At 67.2% G+C, this 20474-nt stretch carries 19 protein-coding genes and 1 pseudogene; 6 read left to right on the top strand and 14 right to left on the bottom strand.

Annotated features, from left to right (window positions below):
* The coding region (locus tag ACFOLC_RS09650) for a DUF4145 domain-containing protein (protein ID WP_386759013.1) at nt 1-586 on the top strand (586 nt) is incomplete at its 5' end.
* Nucleotides 587-595: 9 nt separating this feature from the next.
* Here the strand turns inward: ACFOLC_RS09650 and ACFOLC_RS09645 are convergent.
* From ACFOLC_RS09645 to ACFOLC_RS09590, 12 genes and pseudogenes are all read right to left on the bottom strand, one after another.
* Nucleotides 596-1239 (bottom strand): annotated as a pseudogene (locus ACFOLC_RS09645) (IS1595 family transposase).
* A 229-nt stretch (nt 1240-1468) separates the two neighbouring features.
* Nucleotides 1469-3115, bottom strand: a complete 1647-nt coding sequence (locus tag ACFOLC_RS09640) for an acyl-CoA dehydrogenase family protein (RefSeq protein ID WP_386759012.1) — start codon at nt 3113-3115, stop codon at nt 1469-1471.
* A gap of 65 nt (nt 3116-3180) precedes the next feature.
* Nucleotides 3181-4449: an FAD-dependent oxidoreductase gene (locus ACFOLC_RS09635; RefSeq protein ID WP_386759011.1), complete on the bottom strand. Its 1269-nt coding sequence runs from the start codon at nt 4447-4449 to the stop codon at nt 3181-3183.
* A gap of 118 nt (nt 4450-4567) precedes the next feature.
* Nucleotides 4568-4774 (bottom strand): cold-shock protein, encoded by a 207-nt coding sequence (locus tag ACFOLC_RS09630; protein WP_386759010.1) that lies wholly within the window; start codon nt 4772-4774, stop codon nt 4568-4570.
* Between the two features lie 122 nt (nt 4775-4896).
* The gene (locus ACFOLC_RS09625) at nt 4897-5649 is read right to left on the bottom strand and encodes an S-methyl-5'-thioinosine phosphorylase (RefSeq protein ID WP_386759009.1); all 753 of its coding nucleotides are present in this window, start codon (nt 5647-5649) and stop codon (nt 4897-4899) included.
* 4 nt (nt 5650-5653) lie between these two features.
* Entirely contained in the window at nt 5654-6223 is a 570-nt protein-coding gene (locus tag ACFOLC_RS09620; RefSeq protein ID WP_386759008.1) for a hypoxanthine-guanine phosphoribosyltransferase, read from the bottom strand.
* Nucleotides 6223-7218 carry a beta-N-acetylhexosaminidase gene (gene nagZ, locus ACFOLC_RS09615; protein WP_386759007.1) on the bottom strand — a complete coding sequence of 332 codons (996 nt, stop codon included), beginning with the start codon at nt 7216-7218 and terminating at the stop codon, nt 6223-6225. Before nagZ ends, ACFOLC_RS09620 begins: the two co-directional genes overlap by 1 nt.
* A 117-nt stretch (nt 7219-7335) precedes the next feature.
* On the bottom strand, nt 7336-8028 hold the full coding sequence (locus ACFOLC_RS09610; RefSeq protein ID WP_386759006.1) for a DsbA family oxidoreductase: 693 nt from the start codon (nt 8026-8028) through the stop codon (nt 7336-7338).
* Between the two features lie 17 nt (nt 8029-8045).
* Nucleotides 8046-8570 carry a CYTH domain-containing protein gene (locus ACFOLC_RS09605; RefSeq protein WP_386759005.1) on the bottom strand — a complete coding sequence of 175 codons (525 nt, stop codon included), beginning with the start codon at nt 8568-8570 and terminating at the stop codon, nt 8046-8048.
* 226 nt (nt 8571-8796) lie between these two features.
* Nucleotides 8797-10149, bottom strand: coding sequence for a 23S rRNA (uracil(1939)-C(5))-methyltransferase RlmD (rlmD, locus tag ACFOLC_RS09600; RefSeq protein WP_386759004.1), 1353 nt, complete (start codon nt 10147-10149; stop codon nt 8797-8799).
* 111 nt (nt 10150-10260) lie between these two features.
* The gene (locus ACFOLC_RS09595) at nt 10261-10884 is read right to left on the bottom strand and encodes a YdbL family protein (RefSeq protein WP_386759003.1); all 624 of its coding nucleotides are present in this window, start codon (nt 10882-10884) and stop codon (nt 10261-10263) included.
* Nucleotides 10885-10963: 79 nt separating this feature from the next.
* Nucleotides 10964-12997, bottom strand: coding sequence for a hypothetical protein (locus ACFOLC_RS09590; RefSeq protein WP_386759002.1), 2034 nt, complete (start codon nt 12995-12997; stop codon nt 10964-10966).
* A gap of 36 nt (nt 12998-13033) precedes the next feature.
* Between ACFOLC_RS09590 and ACFOLC_RS09585 the strand changes: the two genes are divergently transcribed.
* Entirely contained in the window at nt 13034-13786 is a 753-nt protein-coding gene (locus ACFOLC_RS09585; RefSeq protein ID WP_386759001.1) for a hybrid sensor histidine kinase/response regulator, read from the top strand.
* On the opposite strand, the gene recO is transcribed toward ACFOLC_RS09585, so the two are convergent.
* Nucleotides 13765-14523 carry a DNA repair protein RecO gene (recO, locus tag ACFOLC_RS09580; RefSeq protein ID WP_386759000.1) on the bottom strand — a complete coding sequence of 253 codons (759 nt, stop codon included), beginning with the start codon at nt 14521-14523 and terminating at the stop codon, nt 13765-13767. The two genes, ACFOLC_RS09585 and recO, sit on opposite strands and share 22 nt — an antisense overlap.
* A 105-nt stretch (nt 14524-14628) precedes the next feature.
* Nucleotides 14629-15537: a GTPase Era gene (gene era / locus ACFOLC_RS09575; protein WP_386758999.1), complete on the bottom strand. Its 909-nt coding sequence runs from the start codon at nt 15535-15537 to the stop codon at nt 14629-14631.
* 125 nt (nt 15538-15662) lie between these two features.
* On the opposite strand from era, the gene ACFOLC_RS09570 reads away from it, so the two are divergent.
* The 4 genes from ACFOLC_RS09570 (at nt 15663) to ACFOLC_RS09555 (ending at nt 20424) form a co-directional block, all read left to right on the top strand.
* Complete coding sequence (locus ACFOLC_RS09570; protein WP_386758998.1) at nt 15663-16169, top strand: Csu type fimbrial protein; 507 nt, start codon at nt 15663-15665, stop codon at nt 16167-16169.
* A 37-nt stretch (nt 16170-16206) separates the two neighbouring features.
* Entirely contained in the window at nt 16207-16896 is a 690-nt protein-coding gene (locus ACFOLC_RS09565; protein ID WP_386758997.1) for a fimbrial biogenesis chaperone, read from the top strand.
* A gap of 172 nt (nt 16897-17068) precedes the next feature.
* Complete coding sequence (locus tag ACFOLC_RS09560; protein ID WP_386758996.1) at nt 17069-19459, top strand: fimbria/pilus outer membrane usher protein; 2391 nt, start codon at nt 17069-17071, stop codon at nt 19457-19459.
* Nucleotides 19456-20424: a Csu type fimbrial protein gene (locus tag ACFOLC_RS09555; RefSeq protein WP_386758995.1), complete on the top strand. Its 969-nt coding sequence runs from the start codon at nt 19456-19458 to the stop codon at nt 20422-20424. The genes ACFOLC_RS09560 and ACFOLC_RS09555 overlap by 4 nt, the downstream gene beginning before the upstream one ends.
* Nucleotides 20425-20474 lie beyond the last annotated feature (50 nt).

The raw sequence follows: 20474 nt of genomic DNA, 5'->3' as shown, positions 1-20474 counted from the left end.
TTCTTGCAGTACGTCGGCACCACGCATCGAAGGTCTCGGGGCAAGCAGAACGGTAATGGGACAAGTCTATGCGGGTGGGAGGTATTTCAGCAGCCTGTTAGGGCCCACAGGAGGGTCGCAAGTGGCTTGGCACAACGCGTCAAACATCGGCTCAGAAGAGTTCATCTGTGGTTGGTGCAGTAACAAGGTCGCGACTCCGATTGGATACCGGTCGCAAGGCAATCCCAACCAGAAGATCCACATATGCCCGCACTGCGACATGCCGTCGACATTCTCCTACTCGATTCAAGTTCCAGGAGTTTCCTACGGCAGCTCTGTCGCGCACCTTCCATCCGACGTCTCCGCACTCTTTGATGAGGCCCGTAGGTGCACCGCCGCTTCTTGCTACACAGCCGCTGTTCTGATCTGCCGAAAGCTTCTAATGAACATTGCTGTTGCGCAGGGCGCCAAGACCGGCCAGACGTTCATCTCGTACGTCGACTATCTTGCGTCTAGTGGTTACGTTCCGCCGAACGGCAAAGGCTGGGTAGACCACATTCGCAAAAAGGGCAATGAGGCGACCCATGAAATTGTCTTGGGGCTGTAGTAGATAAGGCTAGATTCCAGCCCACTCCTTCAGCGTTTTGAGTTGTTGTTTGTGGGTTCCGTAGTTGAAGCGGAACTCGCATTCCTTGAGGAACAACGGGAAGCTCTGCTTGGAGCGCCGTTGTATTTGCGCAGTATGCGCTTGGCCTGGTTCCAGAAGTTCTCGATGCCATTGATGTGGTTTCGGCCACAGGCGAATTCTCTGGAATGGTTGATGCGCACGTGGTGGAACTGACTGACGTCCAGAGCGTCGTAGCTGCCGAAGCTGTTGGTGTAGACCACGCTGTCCGGGGCGATTTTCCGCTGGATTACAGGCATCAGCGTGGCAGTCCTGGCGTTGTCCACGTAGACCTTGCCGCCACGCTTGAGCAGGCCGAACACGACGACCTTGCCTGCGGTACCGCGGCCACGCTTGCCCTTGCGGACGCCACCGAAGTAACTCTCGTCCAGTTCAACGGATCCGTCGAAGACTTCGTGCTCCACCAAGGCCAATTGGTCGGCAATCCGCTGGCGCAGCTTGCGGTAGTAGAGCGCAGTGGTGTTGGGCTGAAGCCCCAGCACACTGGCCGCCGAACGCGCGGTTACTTCGAGCACGAAGAACTCGACCAGCTTGGATTGCAGCTTTAGGCTTAATTTGCAGCGGTTCAGGCCCATTCCATCTGCTTAAACCCGGCCTTATCTACGACAGCCCCATTGTCTTAATGACCCAAGACGATGCGCATGATCTGATCTCATTTGCAGAAATGCTACTCAAGTTCATCTATGAGTTTCCCAACCGTATCCCAGGTGGGCCCTAACAATTCGTTCAAGCCGAACCTATTTTTCGGCTCGGCTTAATCGGCGTAGACCGCGCGGGCAACGCTGGACAGCACGCAGCCTGGCGTCACACCGTTTCTGGCAGCAGCCGCGCCAGGATGGCATCGAACGGAATCGTCGCTGGCAGTGTGCCAAACGCTTGGCCGTGCTCGTCGCCCAGCCGGCTGCGGCAGAAGACCTCGGCGATGGGGCTGCCGGCACGCAGAAGGACACTGGCCTGCAGCAGCAATGCCAGCCGCTCGACCCAGCGCCGCGCTTCGATTTCCTGCAGCGGTTCCTGACCGAGCAGCACGATCTCGATGTCGGTCAGAGAAACATCGAACCAGGCATCCAGTCCGCGTGCGGCTTCCAGTTCCATCAGCAGGGCCGCACCGGTCTCGGGCTCGCGGCCCAGGGCGCGCAACACGTCGAGGCACTGGATGTTGCCGCTGCCTTCCCAGATCGAATTCAGCGGCGCCTGGCGGTACAGGCGCGGCAGGATCGACTCCTCGACGTAACCGGCGCCGCCCAGGCATTCCTGCGCCTCGTTGACGAAGGCCGGGGTGCGCTTGCAAATCCAATACTTGCCGATCGCCGTGGCGATGCGGGCCAATGCCGCTTCCTGGGGCTCCTGCAGCGATCGGTCGACCGCGCGTGCGACGCGCATGGACAGCGCCAACGCGGCCTCGGCCTCGATGGCGAGGTCGGCCAGCACGTTGCGCATCAAGGCATGCTCGATCAGCGCTTTGCCGAAGGTGCGGCGATGACGGGCGTGGTGAATGGCCTGCGCCAGTGCCATGCGCATCTGCGCACTGGAACCGAGCATGCAGTCCAGTCGCGTCAGCATCACCATCTCGATGATGGTGGCGATGCCGCGGCCTTCCTCACCGATGCGATAGGCCCAGGCGTCGGCGAACTCGACCTCGGAGGAGGCGTTGGACCAGTCGCCGAGTTTGTCCTTGAGCCGCATCAGTCGCAGCGCGTTCTTGCTGTCGTCCGGCCGCCAGCGCGGCAGCAGGAAGCAGGTCAGGCCGGCGGGTGCCTGCGCGAGGACGAGGAAGCCGTCCGACATCGGCGCCGAGAAAAACCACTTATGCCCGACCAGCAGGTACTCGCCTTCCGCTGCGAGCGGGGTTGCGCGAGTGGCATTGGCGCGCACGTCGCTGCCGCCCTGCTTCTCGGTCATGCCCATGCCGAGGGTGATGCCCTGCTTGTGCGTGATCGTGACGTCGCGCGGGTCGTAGTACGGCGCGGCGGCCTTGTGCGCCCATTCGACCAATGCCGGTGCGTGCCGCAATACCGGCACCGCGGCATGGGTCATGGTCAACGGGCAGCTGCTGCCGGGCTCGACCTGGTGGTGCAGGTAGCTCAGCGCCGCGCGCGCGATGTGAGCGCCGGGTCGCGGCTGCGCCCACGACAACCCGGCCACACCGTGCTCGATCGCGGCCTGCATGATGCGGTGGTAGTGGGGATGGAACTCGACCAGGTCGATGCGCTGGCCGAAGCGGTCGTGCGTGCGCAGGCGCGGGCGGTCGCGGTGGGCATCGAAGCTGAGCCGGTACACCTCGTCGCCGGCCAGTGCACCGTAGGTGGCCAGTGCATCGACGAAGTCGCCGTCGCCCTCGCGCGCGACGGCTTCGCGCAGGGCGATGTCATCGGCCCACAGGTCACGCGGCGCGAACTCGGGCGGCTGGTTCTCGACCCGGTGCGTGGCGAACGGCGGCAGCGGTTCCATCTGCGACTCCGACGTGGGGCTTCCACCGATTCTAGACCGATGATGCTGGGCCGGCCGGTGCACCCCTACACCGCCTCGTCGGCCAGTGCAGCCATTGCCGGCGGCGCCATCGGCGATTGCGCCAACGCCGCCACGAAGCCGGGATCGAGCGGGTGGATGCCGAGCCAGCCACGCCGCGTGCCAGTCAGCACGCGCAGCATCTGGCCGCGGCCGCCAGGCAGGCGCGACAGCGGATGGAACACGCGGTCGCGCACGGCGGCCAGGCCGTCGCGCTCGGACTGGAACAGCGGCGTCAGCCAGCGGCTCCAGAAGTGGTAGATGCCGACGTGCGCACGCCGCAGCCGCTGGTACTGCTCGAATGCGGCCGGCAGAGTAGCGTGCTGGCGCAGCGCATCGCGCAACGCCAGGGCGTCGACCAGTGCCATGTTGACGCCTTGCCCCAGCTGCGGACTCATCGCGTGCGCGGCGTCGCCGATCAGCACGGCGCGACCGTGGTACCACTGGCGCAGCACGCTGTCGCGGTAGCGCGCCTGGGCGAGGCCACCGGGCACCGTGGTGTCGCGCAGGTGCGCGGCGGCCTCGGGCCAGACGCAGGCGACCTCGTGGCGCCAGGCCGCTTCATCCCCGTCGCCGGACGACAACGCCGCCACCGGCAAGCTCCAGAAGAAACTCAGCCGCGGCGTGGCATCACCCGGCCGCGTGCCGACCGGCAGCATGCCGGCCATGCGGCGCGCGCCGACGTAGCGCTGGCGCAGCTCCTCGGGCCAGGCCCAGTCGTCCTGCGCAACCAGGCACCACTGCGCGCCCCACGGGTACGGCCGGTCCAGCGCCGGCGCGGCGACCTGCTCGCGCAGCAGTGAAGCCGCGCCGTCGGCGACGATCAACAGGTCGTAGGCGCCGTGCTCGTCGCCGTGTTCGTCGCGCAGCAGGCCGCGCTCGCTGTCGACTGCGACGATGCGGCGGCCGCAGTGGATGTTGCGCCCGTCCTGCCAGGCCGCATCGAGCAGGCCGAACAACGCGCCGCGCTGCATGCCCAGCCCGAACAGGCGCGCATCGAGTTCGCGGTAGCGCATGTCCATGACGGCGCGCCCTAGCGCGGTTTCGCCGTAGAGGCGGCCGATGCACGCACCGTGGGCGAGCGCGGCCTCGAGCAGACCCAGCTCCCACAGTACGGCCAGGCCGGTCGGCTGCAGCAGGAAGCCGGCGCCGACCGGCCCCAGCACCGGCGCACGCTCGAACACCTCGACACGGTGGCCGTCGCGTGACAGCAGCAGCGCGGCCGCCTGGCCGGCAGTGCCGTAACCGACGATGCCGATGCGAAGGCAATGACTCATGTGGATATCCCCATCGACAGCATGCATATCGGCCACGCATGCCTGCACGCAAGAAAAAAGGCCTCGCCGAAGCGAGGCCTTTCAAGCCAACCTACTGGCAATCACGCCTGCGAGTGGATCACGCGACGGGCGTAATTTCAGACGCTTGCGCGCCCTTCGGGCCTTGGGTGAGCACATAGCTCACCCGCTGCCCTTCCTGCAGACTGCGGAAGCCCTTGGCATTGATTGCAGAAAAATGCGCGAACACATCCGCGCTGCCGTCCTCGGGCGAAATGAACCCGAAGCCCTTGGCGTCGTTGAACCATTTCACGGTGCCGTACTGCATATCCTTGATGACCTCATGCTGGATGCGTTATTCGCGCGCGGTCCGCGGGGCGGGACCGATACGCAGGCCGAGTATGCAAACTGAATGAAGCCTTGACAATCACCCCGCCGGCAAAAGTCCTCTCAACCCGCCAGCAGTGCCCGCAGCAGCGCCGGCAAACCGGACGAAGCCGCCGCGACATGGTCGAGCACATCCTGCAGGGTGATCACCTCGTCCGGGTCGGGACCGGCGCCGGCCGCCCAGTTGGCGACGATCGCCAGACAGGCGTAGTCCAGGCCCAGCTCGCGCGCCAGCCCGGCCTCGGGCATGCCGGTCATGCCGACCAGGTCGCAGCCGTCGCGGCGCAGGCGCGCGATCTCGGCACGGGTTTCCAGGCGCGGCCCCTGGGTGGCGCCGTAGCAGCCGCCGTCGACCAGGGCCACGCCAGCCTGGCCCGCCGCGGCGACCACCTCCGAACGCAGCGAACGCGTGTATGGCTCGCCGAAGTCGACATGCAGCACCTCACTGCCGGGCTCCTCGCACAGGGTCGAGACGCGGCCCCAGGTGTAGTCGATCAGCTGGTCCGGGCAGGCCAGCACGCGCGGCCCGAAGCGTTCGGTGATGCCGCCGACCGTGTTCAACGCCAGCACGCGCCGCGCGCCCAGCGCCTGCAGCGCGGCCAGGTTGGCGCGGTAGTTGATCTGGTGCGGCGGCAGCGAGTGGCCTTCGCCGTGGCGGGCCAGGAACGCGACGCGATGACCGTCGAGCGTGCCGAGCCGGACCGGACCGGACGGCGCGCCGTAGCGGGTCGTCGGCTGATGGGTTTCGATGTCCTGCAGGTCGGCCAGTTGGTACAGACCGGTGCCGCCGATGACGGCCAGGGCGATGTCACTCATCCGATCAATCCTTCAACGCGTAGATCGCCGGCAGGTTGCGGCCCTGCTCGTGGTAGTCCATGCCGTAGCCGAACACGTAGCGGTCCGGCACTTCAACCCCGACATAATCGGCGTGGATGCCGGGCACGCAACGGTCGTGGGCCTTCACCGCCAATGCGGCGATGCGCACGTCGCGGGCGCCCTGCTCCAGGCACCAGCTGCGGATCGCGGCGAGGGTGTGGCCTTCGTCGAGGATGTCGTCGGCCAGCAGCACGCGGCGGCCCTGCAGCGGCGTGGCCGGGCGGTGCTTCCAGGTCAGTTCGCCGCCGGAGGTGGCGCCGCGGTAGCGGGTGGCGTGCAGGTAATCGAATTCGAGATCGAGGCCAAGCGCGCCCAGCTCCATCGCCAGCTGCGCGGCGAACGGCAGGCCGCCGTGCATGATGGTGAGGTAGACCGGCACGTCGTCGTTGGAATAATCCGCGCGGATCGGCTGGGCCATGCGTGCGATCGCCTGCTCCAGCGTGGCGCGATCGAAGATCAGGTCGGCATTGGCCAACGCGGCGGCCAGGTCGTGCGGCTTCACGGCGGTGCTCATCAGGACAGGCCCTCCAGGCGGTTGCGGGTGCTGCCGTAGCGGGCATCGGCCAGCAGGCCGTCCCAGCCCATCGCACCGCGGCCGATCAGCCCGGCCAGCGCCATCGTGTTGAGCTGGCGGCCCTCTACCGCCGCCAGCGATTCCTCGACCAGTTGCGGGTGGCAGACCAGCACCACGTCGCAACCGGCGTCGTAATGCGCGTCGATGCGCGCCTTGACGCCACCGGCCGAGAACGCCGCCTTCATGCCGATGTCGTCGCTGAAGACCACGCCGCGGAAACCCATCTCGCTGCGCAGGATCTCCTCGATCCAGCGCCGGGAATACCCGGCTGGCTCCGGCGCGACCGCCGGGTACTTCACGTGCGCCATCATCACCGCATCGGCCTTGGCCTCGATGCCGGCGACGAACGGGATCAGGTCGCTGGCGCGCAGTTCGTCGAGCGAACGCGGGTCGACGGCCTCGTCGAAGTGGGTGTCGGCCAGCACCGAGCCGTGCCCGGGGAAATGCTTGAGCGTCGCCGCCATGCCCGCGGCGTGCATGCCGCGCACGTAGGCGTGGGTAAATTCGGCGACGACGGACGGATCCTGCGAGAACGCGCGGTTGCCGATAGCGAGGTTGCCACGGTCGAGGTCGACCACCGGCGCGAAGCTCAGGTCGACGCCACTGGCGCGGACCTCGTTGGCCATCAGCCAGGCGTGCTCCTCGGCCAGCTTCAGCGCGGCCTCGCGGTCGCCGGCGTAGAGCTTGCCGAAGCCGTCTAGCGGCGGCAGCGCGCTGTAGCCTTCGCGAAAACGCTGCACGCGGCCGCCCTCCTGGTCGACGCAGATCAGCTGCGGCCGCGGTGCAGCGGCGCGGATCGCGGCCGACAGTTCGCTCACCTGCGCCTTGGAGGCAAAGTTGCGGGTGAACAGGATCACGCCGGCGCAGGCATCGTGCTGCAACCAGTCGCGCTCCTGCGCGGTGAGTTCGGTACCGGCGACGCCGATCACGAGCATGCGGAAACTCCTGGCAATAGTGGCTGCGCTAAGGCGCGGCCCGGCATTGTCGCGCAGTTGGCCGGGACGTCGTAGCCCGGATCAGGCCACGGGGCTAATCCAGGCACGGCGCTCCGTTCAGACAGCGCACCCGTCCGGCCCGCAATCGGCTGCAGATTGCGACGACGCGACCGCTGCGGCATCGGCCTGGGCGATGGCACCGAGAAACACGTCCGGCGACTGCCCGCCCTGCACCGCCACCCGGCCGTCGATGAGGAAGGTCGGCACCGCGCGGATGCCGAGCGCCTGCGCCTGGCCGATCTGCGCATTGACCTGCGCCAGGCCTTCGTCGGACCCGAGCAGCGCGCGCACCCGCGCCTCGGACAGGCCGCCGGCGGCACCGGCGTCGATCAGCGTCTGGGTATCGGCCAGGTTACGGCCCTGCGCGAAGTGCGCGCGGAACAGCGCCTCGCCGACCGCATCGGCATCGCCCTCCTGCCCGGCCAGCCAGATCAGCCGGTGCGCCTTGAGCGTGTTGACCCGCACCTGGCCGCGATCGAAATCGAACGGCAATCCTTCGGCGCGGCCGGTGGCCTGGGTCTGCGCCAGGATCTGCTCGGTGCGCTCGCGGCCACCGAACTTGCGCTCATAGGCCTCGCGCAACGGCACCGGTTGTTCGTCGGACTCGGGATCGAGCTGGAACGCGTGCCAGTGGAATTCAACCGGTCGATCGAGCTGCGCCAACGCCGCGCGCAAGCGGTGCTTGCCGATCCAGCACCAGGGGCAGACCACGTCGGACCAGATGTCGATGCGCAGGGGCTGGGTGTCCATGAGCGGAAGATGGGGGCTCAGTGCGACGATGCAACCGCGCCGGCGCGCTCGGCCTGGCTCCATTGCGCGTACGGGCGCGTGGCCAGGGCCAGGTTGTAATAGCGCGCGGCGTCGGTGACTTCCGCACCGATCCAACCGGGCTTGGCGAAAGCCTCGTCGGCGCAGTCCAGCTCGATCTCGGCCACCACCAGCCCGGCGTTGTCACCGAGGAACTCGTCGACCTCCCACAGGTGGCCTTCGTGCTCGACGTAATGGCGGCGCTTGTCGACCAGACCGCCGACGCACAGTGCCAGCAGGTTGCGCGCGTCGGCGACCGGGATCGGGTAGTCGAACTCCTGGCGGGTGTGGCCGAGTTCGCGCGACTTGAGGTTGAGGAAGGCCTCGTCGCCGGCGATTCGCACGCGCACCGAGGCCTTCATCGCCCCGCTGTCCATTGCCGCCTGGTCGTTGATGTAGCCCTGCGCCATCGCCACGACCTCACGCGCGGCCGCGCGCCAGCCGTCGCCGGTGACCAGGAATTTGCGTTCGATTTCGATGCCCATGGGGATTAGAGAATTAGGATCGGTAAATGGGAGCAGGGAGTGGGAACTGGAAGCTGAAAATGGAACTCGAGTAACGCTACTGCTTTTGCCCGTCATTCCCGCGAAGGCGGGAATCCATGGACATTCGCTCTCGGCCTTTCAATCAATGGCAAAAGACAACTGCAAAGTCCTTGGATTCCCGCCTACGCGGGAATGACGGGCGCGCGGAGAGTCCGAGCTCTCCTCCTCAACGCTCGAACAACGCAATCGACTCCACGTGCGCCGTGTGCGGAAACATGTCCATCACCCCGGCCGCCTTGAGCTTCCAGCCCTTCTCGTTGACCAGATAGCCGGCATCGCGCGCCAGCGAGGCCGGGTGGCAGCTGACGTAGACGATGCGCTGGAACTGTTTCAATGGCAGTTGCGCCAGCACGACGTCGGCGCCGGAGCGCGGCGGGTCGAGCAGCAGCTTGTCGAACGGATGCCCCTTCATCCAGTACTCGCCGCTGAGGTCCTTGGCCAGGTCGGCCGCGTGGAACTGCGCATTGGCGATGCCGTTGTGTGCGGCATTCTCGCGTGCGCGCCGTACCAGTCCCGCCTCGCCTTCCACGCCGACCACCTCGCGCACCTGGCGCGCCAACGGCAGGGTGAAGTTGCCCAGTCCCGCGAACAGGTCGAGCACCCGGTCGTCCGGCTGCGGGTCAAGCAGGTCCAACGCGTGCTGGATCATCTTACCGTTGAGACCTGCGTTGACCTGGATGAAGTCCAGCGGGCGGAACAGGAACTCGAGGTTCCACGGCGCCAGGCTGAAGGCCAGCTTCGGCTCGGCCGGCCACAGCGGGTGCACGCTGTCGACACCGCCGGGCTGCAGGAAAATGGCGAAGCGATGCGTTTTTGCGAACGCGACCAGCGCCTCGCGGTCGGCCTCCGACAGCGGTGCCAGGTGGCGCACCGTCAACGCGATGCCGCTGAAGTCCTCCTGCGGGTCGCCGGCGATGAACTCGATCTGCGGGATCTCGCGGCGTGCCTGCATTCCGTCCACCAGCGCCGACAGCGCCGGCAGCGCATCGCTGATCTGCGGAATGACGGTGTGGCATTCGCGGATATCGGCGACGAAGCGCGGATCGGTCTCGCGGAAGCCGACCAGGGTCTTGTCCTTCTTCTCGACGCGACGCACCGAGAAGCGGCCCTTGCGACGGTAACCCCAGGACGCGTCCGTCAAGGGCGCCAGGATGCGCTCCGGGGCGACGTGGCCGATGCGCTCGAAGTTCTCCATCAGCACGCGCTGCTTGGCGAGGATCTGCTTGTCCTCGGCGTAATGCTGCAGGGCGCAGCCGCTGCAGGTGCCGAAGTGTGGGCAGCGCGGGGTGACGCGCTCCAGCGCGGCGTGCAGTACTTCGACGGTCTTGGCTTCGTCGAAGCTACGGTGGCGACCGGTCTGCGAGGCCATGACGCGCTCGTCCGGCAGCGCGCCGGCGACGAACACCGCCTTGCCACTTTCGCTCGGGGTCTTGCCGTCGGGGCGACGGGCGACGCCGCGGCCGTCGTGGGTCAGGTCGGTGATTTCAACTTCGAAAGGGGTCTGATCGATGCGGGCCACAGCGGCTGGCGAGAAACGTATGGCCGCGTATTGTCGCAGATGCCGCTGTCCCGGCCCGCAAATGCAGACGGCCCGTCATGAGACGGGCCGTCGCGGGCGATGCAAGCAAGCTTACTTCTGCTTCCAGCCGCCGCCGGCGTCCTGCACCCACCAGCCGGAGCGGGCGCTGTCGATCCATTGGCGCGCAAACACCGCGCGGATCTGCTGCTCCCATTCCGGGTGGTTGTTGGCCACGGCGATCTCGCGGTAGACGGCCTTGGCGTCACGGCCCTGGTCTGCCACGGCCTGGTTGACGGCCACGCGCTGCGGCAGCGGGATCTTGGCGGCGTCGCGCACGCTGATGGTGCCGTCGTTGGCGAAACCGAGCGCCCCGGAATCGAAGTGCGCACGCAGCTGGCTGTCGAAACGCGAGGACATGCGCGCCTGGATCGCCTGGATCGCCGGCGTCTTGATGGTGATGTCCGGCTGACCCTGGGCATGGGCGGAGCCGATGCCGACCAGCGCCAGCCAGTCGATGCGCGCGTCTAGCGAGCGCGGTGCCGGGATGAGCGAGGCGCTCTGGCCACCGGGTTTGTCCTGCGGCGCCGGCTGCTTGGGCTGCACGTCGTCGCCGATGACTTTCTCGACGAACTCCTTGGCCGCCTCCTTGGCCTCGGCGGCCGGGAAGTAGACATTGATCGTGACGCAAGCGGTCAGCATCACGGCGGCGACCGGTATCCCCATCCAACGGCGCATGTTCGTTCTCCTGTGATCGGTGTCCGCCAGAGTCGTTCTGCGCGGGACGGTTGAGCGCGACTACCTTACTCGAAGATCCTTACTTGAAGACAGGCTGCACGTCGCCCGAACTGGCGGCGACCAGACGCTCCAGCAACGTCGGCCAATCGACACGGCGGTTGAAACCGACCACGCTCAACCGCGGCAGGCCGGAGCCCTGGACGATAATGAAACCGGGACCGGCTGAACCCAGCCCGTCCATCTCGCAGATCTCGTCGCTCAAGCGGCAGCTGATGCCGAGGCTTCGGTAGCCGAAGTCGTCGAACAGGCCGATCAACTGCGACTGCAGGCTGTTCATGAACGACGCATCGCTGACGCTGGACAGATCCTGCACCGCGGCCTGGCTGATACGCTGGCGCACGCCGCCGGCCTTGGCGGCAGCGCGGTCGGTGTGCAACTGCGCGTCAAATGCGACCGGCTGCCAGTCGACCAGACGCAGGGCGCCAATGCGGCCGTCGAGCTTGCCGGTGATGGTGCCGAAGTCGAGCACGCCGGTCAGTGCCTGCAGATCGATGTCGTCGAAGGCGATATCCGCCGACAGCGTCGGCGCGACCCCGAACGGCCGCTCCATCGCCAGCGACGACACCTGTAGCGTGCCGCCAAACAACTCGGCGGCGAGACCGCCTTCGAACTCGAGTCGATCGTCAACGTAGTGGGCCTGCGGAATATGCCCGGTGAGCTGGCCGGTAAACGCCGGCCAGCCCAACGCCGCGGAGAGCTTGGCGATATCGAGCTGCTCGAGGTCGAGGCCGAAGTGGATCTCGAGCCCCTGCCCGGCCGATGGCGGCCGCAGTTGAAAATGATCGAAACCGGCACGGCCGCCGAGCAGTGGCATCGTCACCGGCTCGCGCAAGCGCAGCTCGCCCTGCGCGCTGTCAAACGGCAGTCGCGCGGCGCCGAACTCGAGGCCATGCAGGTCGCCGCCCCGCCAGCGCAACTCGCTGGCCACCGGCTGCGTGGAGGAAAAGCGCACGTCGCCCTCGAGCCCGTCGAAGCGGAAGCGGCCCTGCGGGTCGTCGACAGTGACTGCACGCAGGTTGAAATCGGCCTCGTGCAAGGCGCCGCCGCCGATACGCAGGCGTGCATCGGCGGCGCCGCCGAGCTGCAGTTCCGCCAGGCCGGCCAGGCCGAGAAAACCGGTCAGGTAGCCGTTGCGCAGCGGCGCCAGGTTTTCGCTGTGTGCGCGCAGATCGAGCGCATCCACGTCCAGCTGCGGGCTCAGCGCGGCGCTGCCATCAACCCGGAGCAGGCCGGGGTCATGCCAATGCAGGCGTGGCAGCTGCCAACCGGCCGTGCCGTGGCGCACGGCCTCGACCGCCAGCGCCACCGTGCGCTGCTGCAGCGCCACGTAGGCATTGCCGAACAGCATGTCGCCACCGCGCAGGTGGCCGTCGACGGCGACGTGGGTCGTCGCATCGAGCTGGGCCTTCACATCGAATTGTGCAGCGAGGTTCTCGCCGGCGACCGTGCCGTCGGCGGTGTCGAATGCCACAGCCTGCAGATGCAGCGGGCCTTCGATGCGCAGCGGCGCGCGCGCGGCGGCAGTGACGGCCAGGTGGCCGTCGACCGTGCCGCCGTTGAGACGCCCTTGCGGCCAGGCCTGCGCCAGCAGCGCCTGCGTCCAGGCCAGCGGAACCCGGGTGAGATCGATGCGGGTGAGGTCGGGCGTGGCGGCATCGCGGTGCAGGCCCACCGCGCTGGCACCGCGGCTCAGGCGGGCGTCTGTGCGGGCGTCATCGATGTCGAGCGATAACCGCAACGGCGCTCCATGGCCGCCGCGCAACTCGCCGTCGCAACGCCAGCGGTCGCCGGCGCGTGTGAGCGGGCATTGCCAGGCGACGTCGCGGAAGCGGTAGCCCAGGTCGGGCGCCTCGACACGCGCGGCCTGCAGCCACAACGTGCCCTGCGTGGCCTGCGCCGGCCAGTCCAGCCGCACACGCACGCCTTCGAGCGTGGCCACCGCCGTGGTCACCTTGGCGATCCGCGCCTGTGCCGTACGTGCATGCGCTGCACCACCGACTGACGGTGCAGCCAGCACGCAGCACAACAGCAGGCGTAAGATCGCTTGCGACATCCGCGCAGCATACCGACAGGACGCGAAGTGCCGATGATGCCCGATGGACTGCCCCGTCTCCTGCTGGTCGAGGACGACCCGACCAGCCGCGCCTTTCTCAGCGCGGCGTTGCGTGCGTTGCCAGCCGAAGTCGATGCCGCCGACAGCCTGGCCGCGGCAACCGCGCTCGCACAGACCCAGGACTACGCACTGTGGCTGATCGATGCGCGCCTGCCCGACGGCAGCGGCGCCGAACTGCTGGCTCGCCTGCGCAGCCGCCACCCGCACACGCCCGCGCTGGCCCACACCGCTGCGCATGAACCGGCGATCCTCGAGGCACTGGTCGCCGCTGGATTCGCCGAGGTGCTGGTCAAGCCGCTGCCGGCAACGGCGGTGCAGACCGCGGTACGCAGCCGGCTCGGGCTCAGTACCGACCCCGTCGCGATACCCACGACGGACACCGACGGCCCCTGGCCGGTCTGGGACGATGCCGCCGCGGTGCAGGCGCTCAATGGCAATCGCGCGCACGTCGACACCTTGCGCGGCCTGTTCGCGCAGGAGCTGCCCCGATCGCTGCAGGCCATCACGGCCGCCGCCACGCGCGGCGATGCCGAGGCGGTGCGCGCCGACCTGCATCGGCTGCGCGCCAGCTGCGGCTTCGTCGGCGCGGCGCGCCTCGCGGCCGCCGTGCAGGCGTTGCAGCAGGATGCTTTGTCGGCAACCCTGCTCGTCCGTTTCGAACAGGCAGCGCACGAAACGCTGCCGCTGTCGGTCGCGTCGCCCGCGACTCAGTCAGCGCTTTCGGACTGAGGCAGTTTCGCCTTCGGCGCGACGCGCGCGAGCTCGGCCAGCATCTCCCAGGATTTCAGGCCGCGTGGGCCAAGGTAATGCGCGAGCACACCACGCATGGCACGGCGCAGACTGGACAGATCATCGGCCTCGGGCAACCGGTCTGTCGCCAGCGACAACAAGGCCCGCCCGGTCGCGGCACTGCTGCGATCACCATGGCCACGGTCGCTCAACAACCGCCGTGGCCCGTGCTCGGGATCAAGCCGGTAACGCGCGGCCGGATCGATATCGGCGCCATCGCCGTCGTGCGCCCAATCGAAACCGAAGCCGATCGCCTCCAGCAGGTCGCGCTCGTAGCGGCGCAGGGTCCAGCCCAGCGGGTCATCGCCACCCAGCCGGGCACGCGCCCGTGCATAGGCAAGGTACAGATCGGGCGAGGGATCCTGCCGCGGCGCCAGGCGCAGGGTCAGCTCGTTCAGGTAGAAGCCGGCCAGCAGCGCCTCGCCGCCCAGGCGCGGCGCCACGTCGAGCGCCTCCGCCACGGTCAGCCGTGCCAGTTCGCCCAGCTGCACCGCGTCGAAGCGGATCGATTGCAGCGGCTGCAAGGCAGCGCGCAGGGCCTGCTTCTTCGCGCCCTGCACGCCGCGCGCGATCAGGCCGATGCGACCGTGCTCTGCACTGAGCACCTCGACCAGCAGGCTGGTCTCGCGCCAGGGTCGCGTGTGCAGGACGAAGGCAGGTTCGGCGGCGTAGCGCATGGAGGAGCCGTGAATGGTGATTAGTGATTGGTGATTGGAAACATCGCCACTGCTGCTGTTTCTGCCGCGAATCACCAATCACGAATCACGAATCACCGCCCCCTCTCAATCGTGATAACCGAACGTGCGCAGCGCCGCTTCGTCGTCCGACCAGCCCTCGCGCACGCGCACCCAGGTCTCGAGGAAGACCTTGCTGTCGAACAGGCGCTCCATCTGGATGCGCGCCTTGGAGCCGATCTCGCGCAGGCGCTCGCCGCCCTTGCCGATCACGATCGCCTTCTGGCCATCGCGCTCGACCCAGATCACCGCACCGATGCGCAGCATGGTGCCGTCGACCTCGAACTTCTCGATCTCGACCGTGGTCGCGTACGGCAGTTCCTCGCCGAGCTGGCGCATCAGCTGCTCGCGCACCATCTCGCCGGCGAGGAAGCGCTGGCTCTTGTCGGTGATCTCGTCCTCGCCGTACAACGCGTCCTGCTCGGGCAGGTGCGTGAGCACCGTCTTCACCAAGGCCTCCAGGCCGGTGCGCTTGAGCGCGGAGATCGGATGCACGCCGGCGAACTCGCGGCCCTCGCTGATCCTGGCCAGGTACGGCAGCAGCGCGGTCTTGTCCTTGAGCCGGTCGACCTGGTTGACCACCAGCACCACCGGCAAGCCGGCCCCGCGCAAGGCCTCGTAGGCGAACGTGTCGGCGTCGTCCCATTGCCCGGCACGCACCACCAGCAGGGCCACGTCGACACCTTCCAGCGCGCCGCGCGCGGCCCGGTTCATCCAGCGGTGCATGGCGGTGGCGGTCGACTTGCCCTGGTCGCGGTGCAGGCCCGGGGTATCGACCAGCACCAGCTGCCCTTGCGGGAAGGTGGCGATGCCGAGCAGGCGATGGCGGGTGGTCTGCGGGCGCGGCGAGACGATGCTGACCTTGGCGCCGACCAGCGCATTGGTCAGGGTGGACTTGCCGACGTTGGGGCGGCCGATGACGGCGACGTGGCCGGCGCGATGGGGCTGATGAATCATGAAGGAATTGTAGCGGAGTCGCACCGTCTCCTTCACAGGTCCACTACACGACCTATACGAAGCTGAACAAACTTGGGATTCCGAAACGCCATCCCTGATACCTGCTCGAATCCAGCGAGAACGACATGTCCAAACACTGCCGCCACTTCATGACTATCGTACCCGGGCTGCTCCTCGCGGCATCGGCAACGGGTTCCCTGGCCGCTACCAAGACCGCCCAGTTCCAGGTGCGGGCGACCCTTGACCCCTCGTGCACGATCGCCGCCTCCGATCTGGACTTCGGCTCCCAGGGCGTCCTCGACGCCAGTGTCGATGCCACTTCGACGATTTCCGTCACCTGTACCAGCGGCGTCGACTACAACATCGAATTCAACTTAGGCGACTGGCAGTCGACCAACTACTCGAACCGCAACCTGCGCCATACCGATGGCTACACGACCATCAAATACCAGCTCTACACCGACAGTGCCCGCACCTCCATCTGGGGCAATGGCAATGCTGGGACGCAGAAGAAGGGCGGCACCGGCAACGGCGCGCTGCAGAATCTGACGGTCTACGGCCGCCTGCCGACCCAGTCGGTGCCGAAGTCCGGCACCTACACGGACACGATCACGGCCACCATCAACTACTGACCGTAACGACGGCACACAAGCCCTAGGGGACATGCCCATGAAGATGCTTCTCACCCTGCTGGCACTGCTGGTTGCCGGCACCGCCCATGCCGCCTCGATCGTCGTCCGGCCCACCATGCTCATTTTGCCAGCCGGTGAGTCCACCGCCGCCATCACGGTCACCAACAACGGCAGCCAACCCGTCAACGCCCAGGTGCGCGTGTTCGGCTGGGATCAGGCACAAAACGAGGATCAGCTGCAACCCACGCAGGCATTGGCCGCCAGCCCGCCGATGACGGCGATCCTCCCGGGACAAAGCCAGACGGTGCGGCTGGTGCGCGTGGACAAGACTCCGGCCACGCGCGAGGAAAGCTATCGACTCCTGGTCGACGAGATCACCGACCGTGCCAGCACGCAGCACACCGGCGTGGCGATCCAACTGCGTTACTCGGTGCCGGTGTTCGTGGTGCCTGACACGCGGGCGACCGCCACCCTCGCAGTCAAGGCCGAACTGGACGGTGGACAGGTGCTCATCGACGCCCGCAACAGCGGCCAGTCCCACGCCCGGATCAGCAACGTCGCCTTGCAGTACGCGGACGGCACCTCGCAGGTCATCGGCGAAGGCCTGGTCGGCTACGTTCTGCCCGGCAAGGACCGGCAATGGCGGCTGCCGCTGCCGGCGCACAAAGCCCCCCCCCGTCAGGTCAAGGCCGAGGTCAACGAGCAAGCGCTGCTCGTTGACCTCTGACAGCAGCACAGGCACCGGCCCCACACCGCGACAAGGCATCCGCGGCGTTGTCGACGAACCGGGAGGGAACGGTTTGTCCCCCACCACGACACGAAATTGGCTCGCACTGGCCATCCTCGCCGCAGCCACGACGAGCAGCCTCGTGGCATCGGCATCGGCATCGGCTTCCGACTTGGCTGCAGCAGACGGCACCGAGCTGACAACCGGTTCGAGCACCGCCGCCCAGGCGCTGTATCTACAGGCGTTCGTCAACGGCTTTGACCAACAGCTGCTCGTGCGCCTGGAGCAGCAGGGCGATGCCCTTTACATCAGCGCCAGCGAGCTGGGTGAGATCGGCGTGCGGGTCGACCGCCTGCCCGTGACCGGGGACCGTATCGCGCTGGCCAGCGTCCCCAACCTGCGCTACCGCTACGACCCGCTGCAGCAAAGGCTCGACCTGAACATGCCGACTGACATGCTGGTACCGCAACGGCTCGGCTATGGCCCCGCAGACACTGCGCCGCCGCGCTCGGATACCGGCCTGGTGTTCGACTATGCCCTGCATGCACAAAGCGAACGCATCGGATACGACCAGCGCGTCGCCTTGAACCGCATGCGTGCGCTCGGCTCCAACCGCGGCCACAGCCGGCTGCCGCGCTACGGCACACCCTATTCTGCCGTCTACGACGCACGCAACCAGAGCGTCCTGCTGGACAGCGACCTGACCGTATTCACGCCGTTCGGCCGCTTCTTCAACAACGGCTACACCACGGTGGATGCGAGTTCGAGCCGGTATGTACGTGAGGAAAGCTACTGGACGCATACATCGTTGAAATCACTGCGCAGCTTCACCGCCGGCGACTTCATCAATGCCTCGCTGACATGGACGCGGGCAATCCGCATGGGCGGCCTGCGCCTGGCGCGCAATTTCGACGCACGCCCTGACCTGGTGACCTTTCCGATCCCCATCCTGGCCGGCTCCGCCGTCGTGCCCACCACCGTCGACCTGTACATCAACGGCATCCGCCAGTTCAGCGGTGACGCCAACCCGGGTCCGTTCGTCATCACCAGCCCGCCCGCGCTGACGGGCGCGGGCAACGCCGCCCTCGTTTATCACGATGCACTGGGCCGGGAAGTAACCACCACGATGCCGCTGTACGTCGATCACCGCATGCTCGGTGCCGGCCTGTACGACTATGCGCTCGAACTCGGCTATGCCCGGCGCAATTATGGGTTGGATTCGTTCGACTACGCCCCCGATCTGGCAGCGACGGCCTCGCTGCGCTATGGCCTCAACGACGCGTTCACCATCGAAAGCCACGGCGAATATGGTGATGGCCTGCGTAATCTGGGCGTCGGCGGCCTGATACGACTGGGTCGCATGGGCGTGTTGAACGCGGCGGTGTCCGCCAGCGGCGGCGGCCAAAGTGGAACGCAGACCACGCTGGGCTACCAGTACATATCACCCAACTGGGGGCTGTCACTGCAAGACCAGCGCAGCCACGGCGACTATCGCGACCTGGGCTCGCTGGAAGGGATTCCGGCTTCCGACCGCCTGTCCTACGCCGCGTTCAATCTGCCCATCGCGGGCAACCAGGCGCTGACACTCAGTTACACGCACCAGGAATTGGCGCAGTTCCAGAGCAGCGCCCGCATCGTCTCGCTGGGCTATACCGCCAATCCGTTCGACAACCGCGCCCACGCCTACGTCAACTTCTTCCGCGACCTCGATCAGGACGACTCCACCGGCGTATACGTCGGCATCAGCGTGGATATCGGCAGGCGTGGCAGCGTCTACGCCAATCACAGCCGTTACGGTGACCAACAGACCACCACGCTGGGCGCCAGTCGCCCGGTCGAATACGACCTGGGCGGGCTCGGCTGGAACGCCTACGCCGACATCGGCGACGACAACTACCGTCGCGCCGCCGCCAGCGTCTACTACCGCAGCCGCTATGCCGACGTGTCGCTGGATCTGGAGCATGCCAACCTCGGCAACTACTCGCATGACAACGCAGCCCTGCATGCCACCGGCACGGTGGTCTTCATGAAAGGCCAACTGCTGGCGGCACGCGACATCCCGGACGGCTTCGCACTGGTGTCCACGCGCGGTGAGCCCGGCGTGCCGGTCCTGCGTGAGAACCGCCTGCTAGGCCACACCAATCGACGCGGCTATCTGCTGGTGACCGACTTGCCGGCTTACCGCACCAGCCACCTGGCAATCGACCCGATCGACCTGCCCATAGATGCCAGTGTCAGCAGCACCAGGAAGGAGGCCAGCCCGTTGGCGCAGTCGGGCATTCTGGTCGAGTTCCCGATCAGCCGTTACCACGGCGCCACCGTGGTACTGCTCGATGAAAACGGCGCGCCACTGCCTCCAGGCGCGCGCGTACGCCTGCTCGACGGCAGCGAACCGGTACTGGTCGGCTACGACGGCCAGACGTTCTTTCCCCAGTTGCAATCAAACAACCAACTTTCCGCCGAGGTGGACGCCGGCGAATGCCGGGCCGAGTTCTCATTCGACCCCGCCCAGACCATGACCGTTCTCGGCCCCGTGACGTGTGTGGTGGTGCCATCGCCATGACCCCCTACCCGATCCGCCTCATCCTGCTGGCCGTGCTGGCCCTGTGCTGGCCCGACACGGCCTCGGCGCAACTGGCCTGCGCTGCAACCATGGGCGACATCCGTTTCGGCAACGTCAACCAGGTCGGCACGGCAGGCACCGACGTCAACGGCATGTTGCGCGTGGAATGCTCCGGCGCCGTCACCCCATACGTGCGCGCCTGCGTCGAGGTCGGCCCCAGCAACGGCAGCTGGGACCCGCGCTACCTCAGCGGCCCGGACGCCAGCATGCTCGCCTGGTACCTGTGCAAGGACGCCGCCTGCAGCCAGGTCTGGGGCAGTGTGGACGGCGGCACGGCCCAGCCCATGGTCGTCGACCTGGCGGTCGGAGAGGGCAGCACCCACGCCGGGGTGGCTTATCTGGCGAGGCTGCCCAGTCAGAACGATGCCCGGGCGGGCACCTATCGGGCGCAATTTGGTGCCGGCCAGGCACGGGTACGCGCAATTGGCTACGAAGCCACTCCCCCCGAATGCGGCGCCGACATGCCCGAGGTGGCGCGCTTTGCCTTCAGCGTGGAGGCCACCGTCGAGTCTGACTGCGCGGTCAGCGCCAGCACGCTCGACTTCGGTCGCATCGGTTCGACACTGGAATCACCCGTGCAGGCCGCCAGCACGATCACGGTGACCTGCACGCACGGCGTCGACTATGCAATCGCAATCGATGCCGGACGAGGCCCGGGCGCCCTGACGACCCAGCGCAAGCTGGTCCGCACCGGTGGCAGCCAGACGCTGGACTACGACCTCTACAGCGACAGCGCCCGCCTCCAGCCCTGGGGAGACGGCAGCGGTGGCAGTGGCGTCGTCCGATCCAGCGGAATCGGCGTGCAGACCCCGCGCCAGTACACGGTCTACGGCACCATCCCGGTCCAACCCCTGCCGCCGTCTGGTGATTACAGCGACACGGTGACGGTGACGGTGACTTACTGACCCCTGCGTGCGCGGAACGATGCGGCCCTCATGAACTGCTGACCACATCG

The organism is Lysobacter cavernae (assembly GCF_042648505.1).
In the GTDB taxonomy this organism is placed as follows: Bacteria; Pseudomonadota; Gammaproteobacteria; order Xanthomonadales; family Xanthomonadaceae; genus Lysobacter_L; species Lysobacter_L cavernae.
The sequence above is the reverse complement of the archived record's forward strand: the minus strand, read 5'-3'. Positions and strand labels throughout refer to the sequence as shown.

What these genes read in the sequence shown, in the direction of transcription:
- ACFOLC_RS09640 (WP_386759012.1), bottom strand. Translation starts at nt 3,115, where the DNA reads ATGGAACCGCTGCCGCCGTTCGCCACGCACCGGGTCGAGAACCAGCCG.
- ACFOLC_RS09635 (WP_386759011.1), bottom strand. Translation starts at nt 4,449, where the DNA reads ATGAGTCATTGCCTTCGCATCGGCATCGTCGGTTACGGCACTGCCGGC.
- ACFOLC_RS09630 (WP_386759010.1), bottom strand. Translation starts at nt 4,774, where the DNA reads ATGCAGTACGGCACCGTGAAATGGTTCAACGACGCCAAGGGCTTCGGG.
- ACFOLC_RS09625 (WP_386759009.1), bottom strand. Translation starts at nt 5,649, where the DNA reads ATGAGTGACATCGCCCTGGCCGTCATCGGCGGCACCGGTCTGTACCAA.
- ACFOLC_RS09620 (WP_386759008.1), bottom strand. Translation starts at nt 6,223, where the DNA reads ATGAGCACCGCCGTGAAGCCGCACGACCTGGCCGCCGCGTTGGCCAAT.
- nagZ (WP_386759007.1), bottom strand. Translation starts at nt 7,218, where the DNA reads ATGCTCGTGATCGGCGTCGCCGGTACCGAACTCACCGCGCAGGAGCGC.
- ACFOLC_RS09610 (WP_386759006.1), bottom strand. Translation starts at nt 8,028, where the DNA reads ATGGACACCCAGCCCCTGCGCATCGACATCTGGTCCGACGTGGTCTGC.
- ACFOLC_RS09605 (WP_386759005.1), bottom strand. Translation starts at nt 8,570, where the DNA reads ATGGGCATCGAAATCGAACGCAAATTCCTGGTCACCGGCGACGGCTGG.
- ACFOLC_RS09595 (WP_386759003.1), bottom strand. Translation starts at nt 10,884, where the DNA reads ATGCGCCGTTGGATGGGGATACCGGTCGCCGCCGTGATGCTGACCGCT.
- ACFOLC_RS09590 (WP_386759002.1), bottom strand. Translation starts at nt 12,997, where the DNA reads ATGTCGCAAGCGATCTTACGCCTGCTGTTGTGCTGCGTGCTGGCTGCA.
- ACFOLC_RS09585 (WP_386759001.1), top strand. Translation starts at nt 13,034, where the DNA reads ATGCCCGATGGACTGCCCCGTCTCCTGCTGGTCGAGGACGACCCGACC.
- recO (WP_386759000.1), bottom strand. Translation starts at nt 14,523, where the DNA reads ATGCGCTACGCCGCCGAACCTGCCTTCGTCCTGCACACGCGACCCTGG.
- era (WP_386758999.1), bottom strand. Translation starts at nt 15,537, where the DNA reads ATGATTCATCAGCCCCATCGCGCCGGCCACGTCGCCGTCATCGGCCGC.
- ACFOLC_RS09570 (WP_386758998.1), top strand. Translation starts at nt 15,663, where the DNA reads ATGTCCAAACACTGCCGCCACTTCATGACTATCGTACCCGGGCTGCTC.
- ACFOLC_RS09565 (WP_386758997.1), top strand. Translation starts at nt 16,207, where the DNA reads ATGAAGATGCTTCTCACCCTGCTGGCACTGCTGGTTGCCGGCACCGCC.
- ACFOLC_RS09555 (WP_386758995.1), top strand. Translation starts at nt 19,456, where the DNA reads ATGACCCCCTACCCGATCCGCCTCATCCTGCTGGCCGTGCTGGCCCTG.